Below are 20,739 nucleotides of genomic sequence, written 5' to 3'. Positions count from 1 at the left end.
GAAGGGCCACTGTAGGCCGCGCGGCCCCGGCTGGCAAGGCTCAGCGGCTGACCAGCGCCAGCAGCTTGCCCAGCGCATGGTCGTGGATGCCCAGCGTGCGCAGCTTGTCATAGGTCAATTGCGCATATTCGCGCGTGGTGCCGTAGCGCCCGCACGAATCCGAAAAAATCCGCCGGTAGACGTCTTCACTGAGCACGCCGGTGTGGCTGGGGCTGCGCTTGGACAGCGTGAAGGCCAGCGCCCGCACGTCACCCTGGACGGTCTGGCAGCGCAGCCATCTGGGGTCGTACACGCCGTTGGGCATCTCGCGCTTCCACAGGGCGGGCAGGGCGCTCGCCACCTGGTCCCGCGGGATGCGAAAAACCATGCCCTTGCAGCTGCCGCCGTGCAGCAGGCCGAACACCAGGCCCGGGCATTCCGGCGTGCCGCGGTTCACGCGGCTCCACATCTTGAGCGCGCGGTGGTAGCCGTGGATGGTGGCGAAGCGCTCCTCCGCATGCTCGAACTCCGGCCGCCAGATCAGTGAGGCGTAGGCGAAGATCCAGAGGTCTCGCTTGCCGCCCCATTCGCGCATGACGGTTTCCAGCATGTGATCGGGGTTGCGGGGAACGGAAAGGCCGGGGCCGGCCAGTTGCTTTGCTGAAGTGTCCACAGCCGCACTTTACAATGGGCGGAGTTTTTGTGACGGATTTTGTGACGGGAGTGGGTCAATGTTTTCTCGGGACGATGAAGGCCAGCAGGGCCTGGTGTTGGCGGTCGTTCTTGGCCTGATTGTTTTTGTCACCACGCTGGTCATAGGCATCAGCCTGCACCGGCTGCATCGCGCCCAGCCTTCCGGCCCGCCCCCTGTTCCCGCAATCGCGATCGCCGCCGTGGCCCCTGCGCCTGTGGCTTCGGAGCCCGCCGTTCCCCCCGCCGCGCTCATTCCGGAAGTCAGCCAGGCCATCCAGGCTTCCCAGGCCTCGCAAGCCGCGGCCGACGCCGCCAGCGTGAAGGTCGAGCAGGGCGTGGTGCGCTTCTACTTCGCGTCAGGCAGTGCCGACCTCGCCGCCGGCGCGGTCGACGCCATGGCCGACCTGGTCAAAGCCGCCAAGGGCGGGCGCATGCTGGTGATCTCGGGCTTTCACGACGCGACGGGCGACGCCGCCAAAAATGCGGCCCTGGCCAAGCAGCGTGCGATGGCGGTGCGCGATGCGCTCAAGGCCGCGGGTGTTTCCGAACGTCAGATCGAACTGAAGAAACCCGAGCAACTGGCCGGGGGCAGCGACGCCGAGGCGCGGCGCGTCGAAATCTCGCTGCAATAAAGGCGGCAGTAGTGCGTCGCTGACAGGCGAAGGGGCGGGGCGCCGACTTCGGGCCCGCCGCCTGGCGATCAGACTGGGTTTGGTAACCGTACCGTAACCACACACGCGTGATATCGCCCGGTAACCCGTTACCATAGAGTCAGTAATAAAGTTACATCGACCCCGGCTTCCCACGTTTGCCACCCCCTACAAAAAGCTCCACCATGGCCCTTCATCCCAAAGTCTCAGAGATCACGGCCCGCATCGCCGCGCGCAGCCGCCCCACGCGCGAGGCCTACCTCGCACAATTGCATGCGGCTACCACGCGCGACCCCGGCATGGACCGAATGGGTTGTGCCAACGTGGCTCATGCTTTCGCAGGCATGCCGCTGGACGACCGCTTCAAGGTGGTGACGCAGCGCGCGCCCAACATCGGCATCGTCACCGCCTACAACGACATGCTGTCGGCGCACACGCCTTTGCAGGCCTACCCGTCCTTCATCAAGGACGAAGCCCGCAAGCTGGGCGCCACGGCCCAGGTGGCCGGCGGCGTGCCCGCCATGTGCGACGGCGTGACCCAGGGCACCAGCGGCATGGAACTCAGCCTGTTCAGCCGGGACGTGATCGCCATGGGTACGGCGATAGCGCTTTCGCACGACATGTTCGACGCGGCGCTGATGCTGGGCGTGTGCGACAAGATCGTTCCGGGCCTCTTGATAGGCGCCCTGCAGTTCGGTCACCTGCCCACGGTCTTCGTGCCGGCCGGGCCCATGACTTCCGGCATCCCGAACAAGGAAAAAGCCCATGTGCGGGAGCAGGCCGCGCAGGGCCTGGTCGGCCGTGATGCCTTGCTGGATTCCGAGTTCAAGTCCTACCACAGCCCCGGCACCTGCACTTTCTACGGCACGGCCAACAGCAACCAGCTGCTGCTCGAAGCCATGGGGCTGCATGTGCCCGGCACCGCCTTTGTGAACCCCGGCAACGCGCTGCGCGAGGAACTCACGCGCGAAGCGGCGCGCACCGTGCTGGGCATCATCAAGGCCAAACGCTTCGCACCGATCGGCTTGATCGTCGATGAGAAAGCCATCGTCAATGCCATGGTCGCGCTGCTCGCCACTGGCGGCTCCACCAACCATTTGATCCATTGGGTGGCCGTCGCGCACTCGGCGGGCATCGTGATCGACTGGAATGATTTCTCCGACCTCTCCGACGTGGTGCCCACGCTGGCCCACGTCTATCCCAACGGCAGCGCCGACGTGAACCAGTTCCAGGCCGCGGGAGGCCCGGGGCTCATCATTCGCGAACTGCTGGACGCTGGCTTCATGCATGAAGACGTGCTCACCGTGCGCGAAGGCGGCATCCGCGAATACACGCGCGAACCGGCGCTGGCCGGCGATGCATTGGCCTGGCATGAGCTGGGCGCGTCGAAAGACGAATCCATCGTGCGGCCCGCCGCCCAACCCTTTAGCGCGACCGGCGGCCTCAAGCTGCTGCAGGGCAACCTGGGCCGCAGCGTGATCAAGGTGTCCGCCGTGCCGGACGACCGCCACGTCATCGAGGCGCCGGCCCGCGTGTTTGATTCGCAGGAAGCCCTGCACCTGGCCTTCAACGCCGGCGAACTCGACCGCGACGTGGTCTGCGTGGTGCGCTGGCAGGGCCCGCAGGCCAACGGCATGCCCGAGCTGCACAAGCTCACGCCGCCGCTGGCCGTGCTGCAGGGCAAGGGTTTTAAAGTTGCGCTGGTCACCGACGGCCGCATGAGCGGCGCCTCCGGCAAGGTGCCGGCGGCCATCCACGTTTCGCCCGAAGCCGCCGCCGGCGGCCCGCTGGCCAAGGTGCGTGACGGCGACCTGATCCGTGTCGACGCGCTCACCGGCGAACTTGAAGTACTGGTGGCCGGGGCGGAATGGGCCGCGCGGCCTGTGGAGACCATGCCTGCTGAACTGCGGGCAAGCAACGCCGTCGGCATGGGCCGTGAACTGTTTACCGGCATGCGCCGCCACGCGCTGACGGCTGAAGAAGGAGCTTTATCGTGGATGTGAACATGAATATCAGCGGCAAGCTGACCGCCCTGCAGGTGATGCAGGATGCGCCGGTGATTCCCGTCATCGTGCTGAGCGACGTCAAGCAGGCCGTGCTGCTGGCGCGCGCGCTGGTGGCCGGCGGCATCCGCATGCTGGAAGTCACGCTGCGCACGCCGCAGGCGCTGGCCTGCATCGAAGCCATCGCGCGCGACGTGCCCGAGGCCGTCGCCGGCGCGGGCACGGTGCGCAGCGCTGCCGACGCCCAGGCTTGCGCCATGGCCGGCGCGCGTTTCGCCGTGAGCCCGGGCTATACCCACGCCGTGGGCCAGGCGTGCCGCGATGCCGGCTTGCCCCTGCTGCCCGGCGTGGCCACCGGCAGCGAAATCATGATGGCTCAGGAAGACGGCCTGACCGAACTGAAATTTTTCCCCGCGATGCAGGCGGGCGGCCCGGCCATGCTCAAGGCCTGGAGCGGTCCCTTCGGCGACGTGCGTTTTTGCCCAACGGGCGGTGTCTCCACGGCCAATGCCGCGGAGTTTTTAAGCCTGCCCAACGTGGTCTGCGTGGGCGGCTCCTGGCTCACGCCGGCCGATGCGCTGGCGCGCGGCGACTGGGCACAGATAACGGCGCTGGCGCAGCAGGCCTGCCAGCTGCAGCGCCGCGCCGGCTGAACGGCTGCCGGGTTTTTCCGCAGTCCGGTGGCATGCCGCCGATGAAAGGGAGATGAGCGGCGGGAATTGGTTAGTATCCATCGACTACCAAGGACCTCCGCATGTTTGCTTCCGCTATGCGCCATGGCGCTGTGTTTGTATGCCTGGCGCTTGCGGCCATGGCGGTCCGGGCCCAGCCGGAGAGCGCGCCTTCCGTTGAGAGCTTCAGCCCGCAGGGTGAAATACGTTCCCTTCAGCAGATAGCGATGCGCTTCAGCCACGATATGGCGAAGCTGGGAGAGGCCGATGCCAGCCCGCCCGTTGTCCTGAGCTGTGAAGGCACGACGCTGCCTGCCGTCACCATGCGCTGGGTGGATACGCGGCGTTGGGTGGCCGAATTCAAGACGGCCCTGCCCGCCGGCGTGCGTTGCAAGGCGCAACTGCGCGAAGGCCTGCAGTCGCTGGCCGGGACGGCGCTGCGCGAGCCGCAGCAAGCCTGGCACTTCACCACCGGCGGGCCCAAGGTGGACTGGTTTGAACCGGATGCGGGCGCCCGTATCAAGGAGGACCAGGTTTTCCTGCTGCATGCCAGCGCAGCGACAAGCCGCGAAGCACTGGCGCAGGGGCTGCGCTGTGTCGTGGGCGCGGAGCAGCATCCCGTCAAAGTGCTTTCGGCCGAACGGGCACGCGAGGCATACCAGCCGGCCGCCCAGCGGCGGCGCTATCAGGTGCCGCGTTTTTCGGAGGCTGATACGTTTGCGGTCAGTTGCGCGCAACCGCTGCCAAACGGCGCAACGGTGCGGCTGTTGTGGGGCAAGGAGATTGCCTCGCAGCAGGGCGTGAGCAGCCGCGAAGATCAATCACTCGGAAACTACGCCGTGCGGCCGCTGCTGCGCGCTGACCTGCGCTGCGTGCAACTCGATGCGACGGAAGGCTGTGACCCGCGGCAACCCATCCGGATCGAGTTCACCGAGGAAGTGGCGCTGGCCTGGTTGAACCAGGTCGTGGTCCGGGATGCCGCCGGCGCGGCACTGCCGGTCAAGGTGGAGCGTGGCTGGAACAACCCGGACGCTGGCCGCTCATTGGCCACCGAGCGCTCGCCATCCATCCCGTTGCCGGCGGAAAACTCGGTGCTGGTGGTGACCCTGCCCGAGGGCCTGACCGACATCGACGGCCGGAACCTGTCGAACCGGGACGCCTTTCCCCGGCGTGTGAAAACTTCCACGCTGCCGCCTTATGTCGGTTTTGCGCAGGGCAGCGGCGTGCTGCCCTTCGAGGCCGGCAAACCCGCGCTATGGCCCCTGGCGGTGCGGCGCACCGAGAAGGCCGTGCCGGTGAAGTTGATGCGCATTGGCGGCGAGAGCCTGGACGGCAAGGTGCCGGGCGATGCGCTGGCGGTACGGGCGGCGAGCTCGGCAAGTGCCCTGGCGCTTTGGCGCAGCATGCAGGACTGGCCGCAGGCTTATGAGACGCCGCCGCGGCCTTATCCCGTCAGCGCGCAGCAGCATAGGGACTGGGCGGCAACCAGCCTGCAGAACGTGCCTACGCAGGGCGCCGCGATGGAATTCGTGCCGCTGGCCCTGAGCGAGCCCGGCTTGTACCTCGCGGAGGCTCACAGCGGCGCCTTTGCCGACCAGATGGCCGGGGCGGCGGGCGCGCCCGGTGCGGAGCAGCGGCGGCCCCAGCAGCGCGCGGCCCTGGTCGTGGTGACCAACCTCAACATCAGCACGCGCATTGGCCATGGCGGCCAATCCCTGGTCTGGATCACCGCGCTGGACAGCGGCCAGCCGGTGGCCGGCGTGTCGGTCGACGTGATGAGTTGCAAGGGCCGTGCGCTGGCCCAGGGTGACACCGATGCGAATGGCTTGCTGAGGCTCAGCGAAGCCCTGACCGAGCTGCCGCAGGCCGATACCTGCGCTGACCGCTATGGGCAGGGCCGGGACCGGGTCCTGGTGGTCGCGCGCAAGGGAAAGGACCTGGCCTTGCTGGTCGATGACAGCGGCAGCTATCGCTACACCCAGGGCAACCTGTCGAGTGTCGGCCACACCATCCTGGACCGCATGCTCTTCAAGGCGGGCGATACGGTCCATATGCAGCACCTGGTGCGAAAGAGGCTTGCCGGCGGCTTTGGAAACTTCCCGGCCGGGACGGGCAAGGTCGAACTGTATTTTGAGCGCGACCTGGTGGCGTCCCTGCCGCTGGCCTGGGATGCGGCGGGCCAGGCGCTCAGCCAATGGACGGTGCCGGCCAACGCGCGGCTGGGAACCTACAGGGCAACCGTGACGGGCCCGGACGGATCCACCTACGGTCTGCACTTTGTGGTGGAAGAATTCCGCGCTCCTGTGTTCGAAGCCGCGCTCAAGGGCAAGGCCGTCTGGCGCGCCGGGAAACAAAGCCTGCCGGCGAGCCTGAGCCTGGCTTTCATGGCCGGTGGCGCGGCGGCGCAGCACAAGGTCGAGCTTCAGGGCCGCTATATATTGAATGCGACGGCACCGGTGCCGGGCTACAGCTTTGCCGATGCGCTGTTGCCGAGAGCGCAGGAGCCGCCTTTCAGGTCCATCACATCGCGCCTTGATGCCAAGGGTTCGAGGCTGCTTGTGGTCGAGCCGCCGGTGTTCGACCGCCCCGCCACGCTGCTCGCCGAGATGAAGTTCGCCGACCCCGGCGGCGAGGTGCAGACCATCGCGCAGCGATTTGTTCTCTGGCATTCGGACACCCGGCTGGGGGTGCGCGTGGTGCCACGCCCCGATGTGGCGAAAGGCACGGCTGTCGCGGTCGTGGGCGGCCTCGTCCTGGACGCCACCGACAAGCCGCTGGCCGGGCGCAAGCTCGCTGCATCCGTGCGGCCGGCGTGGCAGATCTATGAAGATGGCTACAGGATTGAGCTGGCCGGTAATGAGCAGCCGGTCTGCAAGGCTCAGACGGACACCAAGGGACAAATCGAGTGTGAGGCGGCCGCGATACCGCCCTTGCCCGAGCCGCGCGAACGGGCAAGTTCGGGCTGGCTGTTCCGCATCCAGGGCACAGACAGCGCCGGCAAGGCGATCAGCAGCAGCGTGTTTGTGAGCCAGTACGAATTGCATCCGCGCAACGAGCAATTGCTGGCCTTGGCCGGCACGCAGCCGGTGGATGCGGCGCGGCCTGTGCAGGTCTCGGTGCGCGCGCCGTTTCTGCCGGCGACGCTGTTGCTGACCGTCGAGCGCGAAAGCGTGCTGGACGCGGCCATCTACACGCTGACGCAGCCGGTCACCACGCTGCCGATCGCTGTGCGGCCTGAGCAGGCCCCGAATGTGCAGGTCCACGCGCGCTTCGTGCGCGGCCTGGCCGGCTTGCCTGATCCGGTGGAAGGCAAGGCGCAGCCGCTTGCCAACAACGCGCTACTGAGCGTCGGCATTCAACCCGCGGTGTTCGCGCTGGACGTCAAGGTCGAACCCGCGAAGGCCGTCCTGCCGCCGCGCACGGCGGTGAGCGTGAAGGTCACCGCCGTCCAGCGCAAGGACCAAAGCCCGGCGGCAGGCGCGAAGCTCACCATGGTGGCGGTCGACGAAGCCCTGCTGGCGCTGTCCCCCAATCCCAGCTGGAACCTGCTGGTTGCCATGATGCGCCCGCGCGGCATCCAGGTCCATGGCGCCGGCCTTGAAAGCCAGCTGGCGCGTTCGCTGGCGTTTGGCGCCCAGCCCGGCTTCTGGCCTCAAGACGACCGGGGCCGTTTTGTGACCCCGGCCAATGCGCCGGTTGCCGCTCCGGCTGCCATGATGCGCACGTCAGATGGATCGGAAGGCGCTGAAGGTGCGGCGGTACGCAACCAGTTCAGCACGCTGGCCTTCTGGAGCACCGGGCTGGTGCTGGATGCGCGGGGCCAGGCGCTGGTGACGGTGCCCTTCAACGACAGCCTGACACGCTGGCGCATCGTCGCCGTCGTGCAGCAGGGCGCGCAGCAGTTCGGCACCGGCGAAGCCGGCGTGCAAACCACGCAGCCGGTGCAGATTTTTTCGGGACTGCCGCCGGTGGTGCGCAGCGGCGACCGGCTGGTCCAGCAGGTGACAGTCCGCAACGGCGGGCCGGCTGCGGTGTCCTTGCAGCTCAAGGCCCAGGTCGCGGTGAAGAGCGGCGCCGGGGCGGCGGAAGCAAAAACCATTGTCGCGGAGCGCACGGTCCGCCTGGCGCCGGGGCAGTCGCAGCCGGTCTCCTGGAGCATGGCGGTGCCGCAGGGCGCCAGCGCGCTGGCCTGGAGCATTTCGGCCGCCACACCGGACGGCCGTGTGGCCGATTCCCTGGAGCTCGAGCAGGCTGTGCGGCCGGCGCTTCCCGTCACCGTGCGGCAGGCCACCCTGGTGCAAATCAAGGGCCAGGCCAGCCTGCCCGTGTTGATGCCGTCCAATGCGCAGCCGCGTTCGGCGGCAGTCGGCGTGGCCTTGCAGGACAGCCTGGTCGACGCGTCGCTGGCCGAAGTGCGGCAATGGATGGCCGCCTACCCTTATGCCTGCCTGGAACAGGACAGCAGCAAGGCCGTGGTGGCCGGCGACGTGAAGGCCTGGGATACGCTCATGGGCGAGCTTCCGCGCTACCTGGATGCCAATGGGCTGGCCCGGTACTTCCCCGAGAACAGCCTGGCCGGCAGCGAGACGCTGACCGCGCACCTGCTGGACGTGGCCGCCGCCAGGGGCTGGGCCATCCCGGCCGCTTCACGCACGCGCATGCTGGCGGGCTTGCAGCAAATCCTTCTGGGCCAACTGCCCGGCCAGGACTGGATGCCCAGCGGCAGCGACCCGGTCGCCCGGAAGCTGTCCCTGCAGGCCACGCTGATCGAGCAGCGCACGCTCAGTCATACTGCGGCGCTGCCGGTGCGCCCGGAAGATCCGGGAGGCCTGCCCACGGTCGCGCTCACCGACTGGGTGCGTGCCCTGCTGGCGCAGGCGCCTGAATCGCGCTCCGCTGCCGACCTCGATGCCGCGGCGGCGCTTTTGCGCAGCCGCTACGACGTGCAGGGAACACGGCTGAACTGGCGCAATGAGGACCGCGAGAACTGGTGGTGGTTCATGTGGAGCGGCGACCTGGCCGCCGCGCGCACGGCGCTGGTCTTGCAGCAATGGCAAGCGATAGACCCGGGCTGGAAAGACGATGTTCCGCTCGTCATCGCGGGTTTGACGGGCCGCCAGCAGCAGGGGCGCTGGTCGACCACGGCGGCGAACGCCTGGGCCACGATTGCCCTGCAGCGATTTGCCGCCAGCGTTGAGAGGGGTCCCGTCAGCGGGAGCACGCAACTGAGCCTGGCAAGCGAACCGAAATCGGCCCTGACATTGGCGTGGCCCAAGCCGCCTGAGGCGCTGCTGCGGCTGGAGCCGCAGCGCGGCGGCGACACGCTGCTCATCGCGCACCAGGGAAGCGGCGCGCCGTGGGCGACGGTGAGCATCAAGGCCGCGGTGCGCCTGGACAAACCCCAGAACGCCGGCATGCAGGTGGAAAAAACCATCACGCCCGTGGAGCAGAAGGTCAAAGGCCAGTGGTCGGTGGGCGATGTGGCGCGGATACGCCTGACCATGCATTCGCAGGCCGACCTGACGTGGGTCGTGGTGCACGACCCCGTGCCTTCGGGCGCCACGATACTGGGCCGCGGCCTGGGGCGCGAAAGCGCATTGGCCCAGCGCGACCAGCAGAACGGCGGCGCCGTCTGGCCTTCCTACGTCGAGCGTGCGGCAGACAGCTATAAAGGCTACTACCGTTGGGTTCCCCGCGGAAGCTGGAGCACGGAGTACACGGTCCGCATCAACAACGCCGGCGAGTTCAGGTTTCCCGCAACGCGGCTCGAAGCCATGTATGCCCCCGAAATTTTCGCGGAGACGCCGAACGCGGAGTGGGTTGTCAAAGAGGGGCCTGCGGGACGCTGAACGGGGCCGCACAGCCGCGGCGCCCGAGCCTCGTTCTAGCGCAGGCCCGCGCCCGAAGCGTTTTCGGCGCGCTGGATCAGCTCGATCTTGTAGCCGTCCGGGTCGGTCACAAAAGCGATCACGGTGGTGCCGCCCTTCACAGGGCCGGCTTCGCGCGTGACGTTGCCGCCCGCGGCCTTGATCTTTTCGCAAGCCGCATACGCATCGGGCACGCCCAGCGCGATGTGGCCGAAGGCCGTGCCCATGTCGTAGCTTTCGGTGCCCCAGTTGTATGTCAGCTCGATCTCGGCATGGTCCGGGTTGTTGCCGTAGCCGACAAAAGCCAGGCTGTATTTGTATTCGGGGTTTTCCGAAGTGCGCAACAGCTTCATGCCCAGCACCTGGGTGTAGAAATCGATGGAGCGCTGGAGATTGCCAACGCGCAGCATGGTGTGGAGGAGTCGCATGGATGTTCTATAGGAGTCGTGGAGGGTCAATTGTCGCCAATCTCCGCTTCCTGTGCCGGCTGAATTCTTCTCGGGCTACTCTTGCGTTGCCGCGAGGGCCTCAAGCATTTTTCCTTGCAGCAGCTTCATGTCGCCATTTTTCAGGACGTAGCCGTTCATGCCCGCTTTCAGGGCGGTCCTGACATCCAGCTCTTCGGAGTTCCCGGACAGTGCGAGGATAAAAACGCCCTGGTGCTCCCAATCCCGCGAGCGGATAGCCTGAGTCGTTTGCACGCCGTTCAGGCCGGGCATATTCATGTCCATCAGGATCAAATCGACACCTGGCGTGTTGTTCAAATGGGCCAGAACCTGGCGCCCCCCTTCGGCCTCCAGCACGTTCAGGCCCCAGCTTTTCAGGCAGTCCCCCACCATCAGGCGGTTCAGTTCGTCGTCTTCGGCCAATATGACGGTTCGGCCTTCCAGCACATCGCTGGGGATGACCGGCCTGGCGGCGTGCAGCGGGGTTTGCAAGGCGGTGGCGACCTCGCTGATCTCGGTTTGCGGCAACAGGGGAAAGGTCAGCGTGAACTGCGTAAATTCACCCACCACGGAGTCGCAATGAATATCACCGCCAAAGCTTTGCATGGTCCGTTTGCAATAAGACAGCCCAAGGCCTGTCCCCCCGGCTTTCCCCGAGGTCATGAAGGACTCAAACAGGTGCGCCAAAACCTCCTTGTCGATTCCGGGCCCCGTGTCCCTGACGGTCACCTGGTGGTCGTCCACCGTCAACACAATGGTCGCGTCGGCCTTCTGCCCGAGGTAATAGAGCGCGTTCTTGATCAGATTGAAGAGCACAAAAACGTAGGGCGTTTCGTCCCCGTAAAAAATGAAGTCCTTGACGACACGCACGGTGACGCGGTCGCGCAAATTGCCGCGGTCATCGGGAACGTTCCGCTCGACAAAACTGTATTCGTCCACAGCCTTCTGGGTGGCCTTTGCGGCGGACAGGTAGGCAAACCTGCTGCGGTCTACCGTGCTGGATTTCAGGGAGCCCAGAATCAGGTCTATCACCTGGTGGCCCCTGTGCACCGCGATTTCTCCCATGCTGACAAACTGGCGCATGCGGGAGATGTCTTCGGCAGGGATCGCGTTGCCGTTGGCGGGCAACATCTGCCCGATGCTTTCCAGGCTCATCTTGGCCTGCCCCAGCGGGTTGCGCATTTCATGGGCAATGGAGCCTGCAAGAGAGTTTGCGATGCGCAGTTTCTCGGCGTCGATTTGCCTTTCCGAGAGCTTGAATGCGGCGCCGCCGACAAGAATCAACAGGTAGGCCGGAAGTTGGGCCACCATGTCCATGGGTATGGCGGGATGAGGCGTGATGGCCCTGTAAAGCAGTGTTGCCGCGCCGCCCCCGATCAGCAGCATGACAATCGTATTGCGCCAGTCGGTCAGCATGACCAGGAAACTCAGCGCGATAAAGCAATTCGAAATCGACGGGATGCCTCCGTGCCTCACCAGCGATAGAAAGACATTGACAAATGGCAGGCAAAAAATCAGCGCCCAATAAGAGTAGACGAAGTAATATTTTTTGAGTTTGTCGGGCCAGCGGCTTCTCATGGCCAGCACGGTGAACAGAACGACCACCAGCGCCCGGATTGCCAGGTCGTCATAGGGGCGGGGATTGGGTTTGGTGAACCGTATCAGGTAAAAAAGCACATAGGTCAGCGCACCGATGATGCCGATGTATTTGAGCAGCGGCCTGCCGTGCGCATGGTAGGCCTCGTAGTAGCCAAAGAGTTTTTTAAACCAACTCATATGTGTGTCAACTCTGTTGGTGCGGAAAGATCGTTGATGCTGGTTTCTTTCGATATCACGCGAAAGAGGGCCGGCCACGATACCCGGAATCCCCAGGGGCACGGCGGGTCAGCATGCAGATGCTTTCAGAACGTCCGATACGCGTCCCCGCATCAGGACATACGATTCGTCCGTTCCATCCACGCGCAAATTGTTGACGATGGTGGAAAGCCCGAAGCGCCTGTACAGCCGGCTCAGCACGGGCGAGCAGGACGCAAAGAGGTCTTGCCCATCGGTATGCTGGGCGAAATACGACACGCCGAGAAATACGCATTTCTTCACGAGGTCGGGGCCGCTTCTGTAGTCGGGATTTAACACCAGGCGTCCGATTTCCCAGTGGCCCTGGCAGGGTTCCGGGTCCATCAGCTGCTTTTGCGCCAACAGCTTTTCAAGTGATGTCAGCCCTCTGTGCATGGGGACCAGCCTCAAGGTGCCGATCACGACGCGGCGGAACTCGAAGGCAAACACAAAACCCAATTCGTCTCTTTTTTTTCTTGTTCAAAAAACTGCGCGTCACGGCATCCGGACGGCAGGTTGATGTGCTCGCGCAGGGCCTGGACTTTCTCCATCTTTGACGGGGCGTCCAGGTGGCAAAGCGTGATTTCATCGATGAAATTTTCCGGTTGGCGCGGAATGAAGGAGGTTCCCCCGGTGGGAAAAATGGCTCCCGCAGCATCCATCGCGCCGTGCAAGGCCTGAAAGGGGGGCTGCACATGGTTATTCAGACAGGTCATCATTGCGGTGCATCTCCGGGTTAAACGGTTACCTTCGCCAAATGCTTTTTTCTGCTTTTTTCCCGGGCGGATCGATGCCCGGCTTTTTGGCGTCCTCACATATTTTTTCATCCCACAAGCGTCGCTTCTTCTGGTTGTTCCGAAGTCTATGCGCCGCGCGAGGCTGAATCAACCTCTACCCTGTCAGATATGACAGGGGATTCCCGGTCTGTTTGGCTTGAATCGCGGTTCGCGTCCAAAACAAAACATATATTGCCGCGTGCAGGCAGTCCATCGCGGTGTCTGGTTTCGATGCGGGCCGGTTTCCGTGGAGGCCGGCAGATCGTCCAATTGGCGTCCAGGGCCGCGCCGGCCATCAAACTGTGGTCGGAAGGACCCAAGGGAATGAGTGCTTTCGCTGTATATCGGCGACCGGGCCTGACCATCCGCAGCCGCCACAAGGCTGTGGCCGCCGCACTTCGCCAGGTTTACTTCTGCGCCGGCATCTCAAACACCAGGCAGGTGGTGGTCGCATGCGCGTACAGCTTGCCGTCCGGCCCGACGATGCGGCCTTCGGCCGTGGCCAGCTGGCGGCCGCAGTGGATCACCGTGCCCGTGGCGCGCAGCGGCCCGGTCTTGTGCGAGGCGGCGCGCACGATGTTGATGCTCAGCTCGGCCGTGGTGTAGCCCCGGCCCGCGGGCATCATGGTGTGCACGGCGCAGCCCACGGCGGAATCCAGCAGCGTGGCGTACCAGCCGCCGTGCACCGTGCCCAGCGGGTTGTAGTGCTTGAGCTGCGGCGTGCCCTGGAACACGGCCTTGCCGGGCTCGATTTCGATCAGGGAGAAGTCCAGCGTTTCGGCGATGTGGGGGTAGGGCAGCTTGCCGGCCAGCATGGCGTTCATGATTTCCATGCCGGTCTTGCCGGCCACGTCCTCGGGCCGCGCCAGGCCGGGCCTGCCGCCGCCTTTTTCCATGCGGGCGCGCACCGCGGCGCTTTGCTCCATCCACTGAGTCAATGTGTCTTGCAGGGTCATGGCATCCAGATATGGTTGTATGTACAATAGTTGTAGCTACAATTAAATTATGCCAGATAAAACAACCCCCTCCAAAAAGACCTCTATCGCCAGCATCGCCGGTGAGGCGGCGGTGCTGGCCGAGCTCAAGACGCGCGGCTGCACCAACCTGCGGCTGCGCCAGCTGGTGCGCCGTGTCGACCAGCATTACGACCTCGAAATGGCCAAGGCGGGCCTCAAGACCACCCAGTATTCGCTGCTGACCGATGTGCTGCGCTTCGGCCCCTTGCGGCCGGGCGAACTCGCGCAGGGCCTCAAGCTCACGGCGTCGACGCTGTCGCGCAACCTCAAGCCGCTGGTCGACGCGGGCTGGCTCGAACTCTCGGCCGGCACGGACGCGCGCAGCCGTCTCGTCAGCCTGACCGACGCGGGGCGGGACAAACGCGAGGAAGCGCGCCATCACTGGCGGGCCGCGCAGGACGCGCTCAACACGCAGCTGGGCGCGGCGCGCGTGCTGGCGCTGCACAACATGATTGAAGAGGCCATGGGCATTCTTTCGCCCGCCGAAGCTCCGGCCTGCGACATCTGACGCTCTACGTCCCGGCCATCCAACACCGAAACCCCATAACAACGCCTGACAAGGATTTTCATGTTCGCCTCCCAACTTTCCGCCTGGCTGCAGCGCCGCGGCATCCACTACAGCTGGGTGATCGCGGCGGTCACCTTTTTGACCATGCTGACGATGTCGGCCGCGCTGGGACTGCCCGGCGCCATCCTGCAACCGCTGAGCCAGGAGTTCGGCTGGTCCAATGAGCAGATCTCGTCGGCGCTGGCTTTGCGCTTTGCGCTGTTCGGCCTCATGGGGCCTTTCGCGGCGGTGCTGATGGAACGCTACGGCCTGCGTGCCGTGATGTTCACCGGCCTGGCCATGGTCGGCATCGGCATGGCGCTGGCGACGCAGGCGACCCAGCTCTGGCACCTGTTCATCCTCTGGGGCGTGGTGCTGGGCCTGGGCACCGGCATGACGGCGCTGGTGCTGGGTGCCGTTGTCGCCAACCGCTGGTTCACCGCGCGGCGCGGCCTGGTGATAGGTCTGCTCACGGCCAGTTCGGCGACCGGCCAGCTGGCTTTCCTGCCGCTCGCGGCGTGGATCATTGAACACGCGGGCTGGCGTTATGCGGTGATCCCGCTGTTCATAGGCTGCCTGCTGATCGCGGTGCTCGCACTATGCCTGGTGCGTAACCGGCCTTCGGACATCGGCCTGGCGCCGTACGGCGAAACCTTTGTACCGGGCAGCACGCCCGCACCGGTTGCCGCGATGAATTTCCGTACGCCCTTCGTCGCGCTGCGCGAAGCCTCGGGCAACAAGACCTTCTGGATCCTGGCAGGCACTTTTTTCATCTGCGGCCTGAGCACCAACGGCCTGGTGCAGACGCATTTCATCTCGCTGTGCGGCGACTACGGCATGACGGCCGTGCCGGCGGCTTCAGTGCTGGCGATGATGGGCGCCTTCGACTTTTTCGGCACCATTTTGTCGGGCTGGCTGTCGGACCGCTATGACAACCGCAAGCTGCTGTTCTGGTACTACGGCCTGCGCGGGCTCTCGCTGTTCTGGCTGCCGCATTCGGTGTTCTCGCTCTACGGCCTGTCGCTGTTCGCGGTGTTCTACGGCCTCGACTGGATCGCCACCGTGCCGCCCACCGTCAAGCTCGCGGGCGCGACCTTCGGCAAGGAAAAAGTCGGCCTGGTGTTCGGCTGGATTTTCGCGGCCCACCAGATAGGCGCGGCAACCGCGGCCTACGGCGCGGGCCTCACCCGCACCGTGCTGCTGACTTACACGCCCGCGCTGTATGCGGCGGGCGGCGCCTGCCTGGTCGCGGCCGTCATCGTCATGGCGATTCGCAAACCGCAGCCGGCCGTGGTGGCGGGGCCGTTGCGTGCCGGCGTATGAGCACGCTGGATGGGCGCACGCGCCTGCTGCTCGAGGCGCCCATAGGCCGCACACTGCTGCGCCTGGCGGCGCCCAATGTGCTGGTCATGGTGGCGCAGGCGGCCGTCGGCCTGATCGAAACCTATTTTGTCGGCAAGCTGGGCACCGACGCGCTGGCCGGCATGGCGCTGGTGTTCCCCATCGTGATGCTGATGCAGATGACCTCGGCCGGTGCGATGGGCGGCGGCATCGCCTCGTCCGTGGCACGCGCATTGGGGGCAGGGCGGCGCGATGACGCGAACGCGCTGGTGTTGCATGCGGCGGTGGTCGCGCTGGGCTTCGGCCTGGCGTTTTCGCTGGCGTTGCTGCTGGGCGGCCGCTGGCTGTACACGCAGATGGGCGGCAGCGGCGCTTCGCTGGACGCGGCCCTCAGCTACTCGCACTGGGTGTTCGCCGGCGCGATCCTGGTGTGGCTGTTCAACTCGCTCGCGGCCGTGATTCGCGGCACGGGCAATATGTCGGTGCCGGCCAATGTGACGGTGGCGGGTGTGGTCCTGCTGGTGCCGCTCTCGCCGCTGCTGATCTTCGGCTGGGGCCCGGTGCCTGCGCTGGGCATCGCCGGCGGTGCGATTGCGCTGCTGCTGTATTACCTGGTGGGCACGCTGGTGCTTGCCGCTTACCTGTGGTCGGACAACAGCCTGCTCAAGCCTTCGCTGGCCACCGCGAAGCTGCGCTGGGCCTTGTTCCGCGACATCCTTCGCATAGGCCTGGTGGGCTCGATTTCCACTGTTGCCACCAACCTGGCCATAGGCGTGGCGACCTCGCTGGCCGGTGGCTTCGGCCCGGCGGCCATCGCGGGTTACGGGACGGCCTCGCGGCTCGAATACCTGCTGGTGCCGCTGGTGTTCGGCCTGGGCGCGCCGCTGGTGGCCATGGTCGGCACCTGCATGGGCGCAGGCCAGCATGACCGTGCGCTGCGCGCGACCTGGATAGGCGCGGCCATGGCTTTCACCTTGACCGAAGCGATAGGGCTCACGGCCGCCGCGTTTCCGCATGCGTGGCTTTCGCTGTTCGGCACAGACCCGGCCATGCTGGAGGCCGGCACGCTTTACCTGCGCGCGGTCGGGCCGTTCTATGGTTTCTTCGGCGTAGGGCTGGTGCTCTACTTTGCCTCGCAAGGGGCGGGGCGCCTGTTCTGGCCGGTGGGCGGTAATATGGCGCGGCTGGCCGTGGCGGCCGTGGGCGGCTTGCTGGCGATACGCTGGGGCGGCGGCCTGGCCCAGGTCTTCCTGGTGCAAGGCGCGGCCTTGGTGGTGTATGGCGTGGTGAGCGCCTCCGCCATTGCGGGCGGCGCATGGTTCGGCCGCGTCGGCTGGCCCTGCAGCACGGCGGCATTGCTGCGGCGCATACGGCCTGCCTGAAGTTTCAACACAGCGAAAAGGGAAAAAGCATGAGCGCGATTCCTCCAACCGGCGCCGCCACGCTGCGCTACCTCGACGACCTGCAGCCCGGCGACCGCTTTGTGAGCGGCGAACACACGCTGGACGAAGCGCAGATCACTTCCTTCGCCAGGCAGTTCGACCCCCAGCCTTTCCACCTCGACCATGAAGCGGCCAAGGCCACGCTGTTCGGCGGCCTGGCCGCCAGCGGCTGGCACACGGCGGCCATCACCATGCGCCTGCTGGTGGGCGACGGCCTGCCGCTGGCCGGCGGCATCATAGGCGCGGGCGGCGAGATCAGCTGGCCCAAACCGACCAGGCCCGGCGACGTGCTGCACGTGGAGACCGAAGTCGTCAGCGTCATGCCTTCGCGCTCACGGCCCGACCGCGGCATGGTCGTGGTGCGCAGCGAAACGCGCAACCGGCACGGCGACGTGCTGCAGCAGTCGGTCTACAAACTCGTGGTGCCGCGCAAGCCCGCCTGAACCAAAGGCTCTGAGCGGCTCTCGCTGTGCCAGAATCCACGCAGGCAAACCAATTTGCCGGCTTGCGGGATACATCAGATGCTTATCAATTGCGTGGTTTACCAGAACGGCACCAAGCTCGCCGACATCCCGGTCAGCGAGATCAGCGACTACATCTGCCGGCCCGATGCGTTTGTCTGGGTGGCGCTGCAGGACGCCACGCCTGAAGAACTCGAGGAAATGCAGCACGAGTTCGGCCTGCACGAACTCGCGGTCGAAGACGCCCGGCACGGCCACCAGCGGCCCAAGATCGAGGAATACGGCGCCTCGCTGTTTTCGGTGCTGCACCTGGTCGAGCCCTCCACCGAAACGCCGGGCGAACTCCACGTCGGCGAGGTCGACGTGTTCACCGGCAAGAACTATGTGCTCTCGGTGCGCAACCGCAGCAACAAGGGTTTCCTGGGCGTGCGCGAGCGCTGCGAGCGCGAGCCCGAACTGCTGCGCAACGGCTCGGGCTTCGTGCTGTATGCCCTGATGGATGCGGTGGTCGACCGCTACTTTCCCATCCTTGACGAACTCGAGACCGAGCTGGAGCTGATCGAGAAGGAAATCTTCACGCCCGGCGCCGCGCGAAAAAACATAGAGCGGCTCTACGAACTCAAGGGCAGCGTGATGGTGCTCAAACACGCGGTCGCGCCGTTGCTGGAAGGCGCCGGCAAGCTCTACGGCGGCCGGGTGCCGCAGATCTGCAGCGGCGTGCAGGATTATTTCCGCGACGTCGTCGACCATTTGACGCGAATCAACGCGCTGATCGAAGGTATGCGCGACACGATTGGAACGGCCATCCAGGTGAACCTGGCGATGGTGACCATCGAGGAAAGCGAGGTGACCAAGAAGCTCGCGGCCTGGGCCAGTATCTTTGCGGTCTGCACGGCGTTCGCCGGCATCTGGGGCATGAACTTCGAAGCCATGCCCGAACTCAAATGGCGCTACGGCTACCTCATGGCCATCAGCATGATTGTGGTGGCGTGCTCGCTGCTCTACTGGCGCTTCAGGCGCGCAAAGTGGTTATAAGAGCCCGTCAGGACACACGCGGCGGGGTGAAAGCCTTGCGCGCCGCCAGCGCCGCCTTGCGGCTCGCGCAACCCTCGATGTGGTCGTTGACCAGGCCCATGGCCTGCATGAAGGCGTACATCGTCGTCGGCCCCACAAAAGTCCAGCCGCGCTTTTTGAGGTCTTTGGACAGGGCGGTGGAGGCCGGCGAGATCGGCATGGCTTTGACGGCTTCGTGCGTGATGCGAGCGGGCCGGCTTTTGGCCTCAGGCTCCAGCCGCCAGACGAAGGCACCCAGCGAGCCGAACTCCTTTCGCAACTCGATCACACGCTGCGCATTGTTGATGGTCGAGGCGATCTTGCCGGCGTGGCGGACTATGCCCGCGTCGTTGACCAGTCGCTTGATCTCGGGTGCGCCGAAGCGGGCCACCTGTTCCGCGTCGAAGCTGGCGAACGCGCTGCGAAAGGATTCACGCTTGTTCAGAATGGTCAGCCAGCTCAGGCCGGCCTGAAAGCCTTCGAGACATATCTTCTCGAACAAGCGGCGTTCGTCGTCCACCGGGAAACCCCATTCGCTGTCGTGGTAGTTGCGGTAGAACGGCGTCGCCTGGCACCAGGCGCAACGCGTGACGCGGCTGTCATCGGTAAAAAGGCCCGCGGCGGGCGATGCGGCAACTGCAGGGGGCTTGGGTGGGATGGCGGAAGGCATGGGCGATTTTAGGCAGATGCGGGCGGCCGGCGGTATCATGAAATCCAATCGCCCCTTCATGGCCCTCAACTCCGGAAACACGCACCATGTCCCTCCAGCTCTGGCTCGCTTTTGTCGCCGCTACCGCCATCCTGCTCATCATTCCCGGCCCCACCATATTGACCGTCATCAGCTACTCGATGGCGCATGGCAAACGGGCCAACATTCCGCTGGTCGCGGCCGTGGCGCTGGGCGATTCGACGGCGCTGGTGGTGTCGCTGTTCGGCCTGGGTGCCTTGCTGGCGGCATCGGCTTTCTGGTTCACGGTGGTCAAGGTAGCGGGCGGCCTGTACCTGCTCTACCTGGGCATCAAGCTTTTGCGCGCCGGCATTTCGCCCATGGAGGCGACCGCGCCCGAGGCGCCGGGCTCCCTGTGGAAACTGTTCGGCAACACCTACCTGGTCACCGCGCTCAACCCCAAGGGCATTGTGTTTTTTGTGGCCTTCCTGCCTCATTTCATCAACCCCGGCGCCGACGTGACGCGCCAGCTCTGGGCGCTGGCAACGACCTTCGTGGTGATGGCCAGCCTGAACGCCACGCTGTATGCGGTGTTTGCCGCGTCGGCCCGCAGCTTGCTGGCTTCGCCGCGGGCGCAGAGGCGGTTTAATTTTGCGGGTGGGTCGTTGTTGTCGATGGCTGGGGTTTGGGCTTTGTTGGCGAAGCGGCCGGTTTGAAGCCGGGTCTTGCTCCGGCTGCGCGCTCTTCTCTGAGATTTGCTGGCCGGGTCTCGCCCCGGCGGGCGAGGCACTTTTCTTTGCTTCGCCAAAGAAAAGTACCCAAAAGAAAGGCGACCCGCAGTCTGGGTCCCTACGCTTCGCTCCGGGGAACCTGCGGTGCTCGGTCCAGCCGGGGTCAAAAACAACTCGCCTGCGGCTCAAACAAGTTTTTGCCCTGATCCGTCTGGCCCTGCGCTCCTCGGCCCAGCCAGGACGGGGCAATCGGAAACGGGGACAGCAGACAAAGAAACCAATACCGATACAAACAAGGACACGCCATGGCGTGTCCTTGTGGATTTTGGTGTTCGGGTTTTTGTCTTCGGCTGTTGGCTGTTTGGTACTCCTGTCCCCACCCCTTGTGGATGCGCCGAGGAGCGGAGGTCCAGACGGATCAGGGCTGGCGTTGTCTGAGGTTCTATGGTTCGCGTCAAGCCATCGCGCGGGCAATCAGGGCTTCATCGAACGGTTTGCCGCTCTTCCACACCGCAAACGCCACCCGCAACAGCTTGCGCGCCATGATCACCAGGGCCTGCGTG

The 20,739-nt window shown here is 65.3% G+C and carries 17 protein-coding genes; 10 read left to right on the top strand and 7 right to left on the bottom strand.

Going from position 1 to position 20,739, the window contains the following annotated elements; genetic code table 11:
- Window positions 1–40 precede the first annotated feature (40 nt).
- A complete protein-coding gene (locus ACLV74_RS22315) occupies window positions 41–589 on the bottom strand; it encodes a gamma-glutamylcyclotransferase (RefSeq protein ID WP_411881636.1) in 549 nt (182 codons plus the stop codon).
- Between the two features lie 121 nt (window positions 590–710).
- Between ACLV74_RS22315 and ACLV74_RS22310 the strand changes: the two genes are divergently transcribed.
- From ACLV74_RS22310 to ACLV74_RS22295, 4 genes are all read left to right on the top strand, one after another.
- On the top strand, window positions 711–1,304 hold the full coding sequence (locus tag ACLV74_RS22310) for an OmpA family protein (protein ID WP_411881615.1): 594 nt from the start codon (window positions 711–713) through the stop codon (window positions 1,302–1,304).
- A gap of 203 nt (window positions 1,305–1,507) precedes the next feature.
- On the top strand, window positions 1,508–3,325 hold the full coding sequence (edd, locus tag ACLV74_RS22305; protein WP_411881614.1) for a phosphogluconate dehydratase: 1,818 nt from the start codon (window positions 1,508–1,510) through the stop codon (window positions 3,323–3,325).
- A 2-nt stretch (window positions 3,326–3,327) separates the two neighbouring features.
- Entirely contained in the window at window positions 3,328–3,978 is a 651-nt protein-coding gene (eda, locus tag ACLV74_RS22300) for a bifunctional 4-hydroxy-2-oxoglutarate aldolase/2-dehydro-3-deoxy-phosphogluconate aldolase (RefSeq protein ID WP_411881613.1), read from the top strand.
- 101 nt (window positions 3,979–4,079) lie between these two features.
- Window positions 4,080–9,845 carry an MG2 domain-containing protein gene (locus tag ACLV74_RS22295; RefSeq protein ID WP_411881612.1) on the top strand — a complete coding sequence of 1,922 codons (5,766 nt, stop codon included), beginning with the start codon at window positions 4,080–4,082 and terminating at the stop codon, window positions 9,843–9,845.
- A gap of 35 nt (window positions 9,846–9,880) precedes the next feature.
- Here the strand turns inward: ACLV74_RS22295 and gloA are convergent, their stop codons facing one another.
- From gloA to ACLV74_RS22270, 5 genes are all read right to left on the bottom strand, one after another.
- A complete protein-coding gene (gene gloA / locus ACLV74_RS22290; RefSeq protein WP_411881611.1) occupies window positions 9,881–10,291 on the bottom strand; it encodes a lactoylglutathione lyase in 411 nt (136 codons plus the stop codon).
- Window positions 10,292–10,366: 75 nt separating this feature from the next.
- Complete coding sequence (locus ACLV74_RS22285) at window positions 10,367–12,187, bottom strand: hybrid sensor histidine kinase/response regulator (RefSeq protein WP_411881610.1); 1,821 nt, start codon at window positions 12,185–12,187, stop codon at window positions 10,367–10,369.
- Between the two features lie 6 nt (window positions 12,188–12,193).
- On the bottom strand, window positions 12,194–12,592 hold the full coding sequence (locus ACLV74_RS22280) for an N-acyl amino acid synthase FeeM domain-containing protein (protein ID WP_411881609.1): 399 nt from the start codon (window positions 12,590–12,592) through the stop codon (window positions 12,194–12,196).
- On the bottom strand, window positions 12,562–12,969 hold the full coding sequence (locus ACLV74_RS22275; protein ID WP_411881608.1) for a hypothetical protein: 408 nt from the start codon (window positions 12,967–12,969) through the stop codon (window positions 12,562–12,564). The genes ACLV74_RS22280 and ACLV74_RS22275 overlap by 31 nt, the downstream gene beginning before the upstream one ends.
- A gap of 356 nt (window positions 12,970–13,325) precedes the next feature.
- On the bottom strand, window positions 13,326–13,874 hold the full coding sequence (locus ACLV74_RS22270) for a PaaI family thioesterase (RefSeq protein WP_411881607.1): 549 nt from the start codon (window positions 13,872–13,874) through the stop codon (window positions 13,326–13,328).
- A gap of 49 nt (window positions 13,875–13,923) precedes the next feature.
- Between ACLV74_RS22270 and ACLV74_RS22265 the strand changes: the two genes are divergently transcribed.
- From ACLV74_RS22265 to ACLV74_RS22245, 5 genes are all read left to right on the top strand, one after another.
- Window positions 13,924–14,442 (top strand): MarR family winged helix-turn-helix transcriptional regulator, encoded by a 519-nt coding sequence (locus tag ACLV74_RS22265; RefSeq protein ID WP_411881606.1) that lies wholly within the window; start codon window positions 13,924–13,926, stop codon window positions 14,440–14,442.
- A 60-nt stretch (window positions 14,443–14,502) separates the two neighbouring features.
- Window positions 14,503–15,804, top strand: coding sequence for an MFS transporter (locus tag ACLV74_RS22260; protein ID WP_411881605.1), 1,302 nt, complete (start codon window positions 14,503–14,505; stop codon window positions 15,802–15,804).
- Window positions 15,801–17,204 carry an MATE family efflux transporter gene (locus ACLV74_RS22255; protein WP_411881604.1) on the top strand — a complete coding sequence of 468 codons (1,404 nt, stop codon included), beginning with the start codon at window positions 15,801–15,803 and terminating at the stop codon, window positions 17,202–17,204. The genes ACLV74_RS22260 and ACLV74_RS22255 overlap by 4 nt, the downstream gene beginning before the upstream one ends.
- A 29-nt stretch (window positions 17,205–17,233) precedes the next feature.
- Window positions 17,234–17,707, top strand: a complete 474-nt coding sequence (locus ACLV74_RS22250; RefSeq protein WP_411881603.1) for a MaoC family dehydratase — start codon at window positions 17,234–17,236, stop codon at window positions 17,705–17,707.
- A 78-nt stretch (window positions 17,708–17,785) separates the two neighbouring features.
- Complete coding sequence (locus ACLV74_RS22245; protein ID WP_411881602.1) at window positions 17,786–18,760, top strand: magnesium and cobalt transport protein CorA; 975 nt, start codon at window positions 17,786–17,788, stop codon at window positions 18,758–18,760.
- A gap of 7 nt (window positions 18,761–18,767) precedes the next feature.
- Here ACLV74_RS22245 and ACLV74_RS22240 read toward each other — a convergent pair whose 3' ends face one another.
- A complete protein-coding gene (locus ACLV74_RS22240; RefSeq protein ID WP_411881601.1) occupies window positions 18,768–19,448 on the bottom strand; it encodes a DNA-3-methyladenine glycosylase I in 681 nt (226 codons plus the stop codon).
- Window positions 19,449–19,534: 86 nt separating this feature from the next.
- Here ACLV74_RS22240 and ACLV74_RS22235 point away from each other — a divergent pair, with 86 nt between their 5' ends.
- The gene (locus tag ACLV74_RS22235; protein WP_411881600.1) at window positions 19,535–20,161 is read left to right on the top strand and encodes a LysE family translocator; all 627 of its coding nucleotides are present in this window, start codon (window positions 19,535–19,537) and stop codon (window positions 20,159–20,161) included.
- Window positions 20,162–20,739: the final 578 nt, after the last annotated feature.

This window comes from Polaromonas sp. YR568 (assembly GCF_943369415.1).
GTDB lineage: Bacteria > Pseudomonadota > Gammaproteobacteria > Burkholderiales > Burkholderiaceae_C > Polaromonas.
Note: the sequence above shows the minus strand (reverse complement) of the source record. Positions and strands in the feature narration are given on the sequence as shown.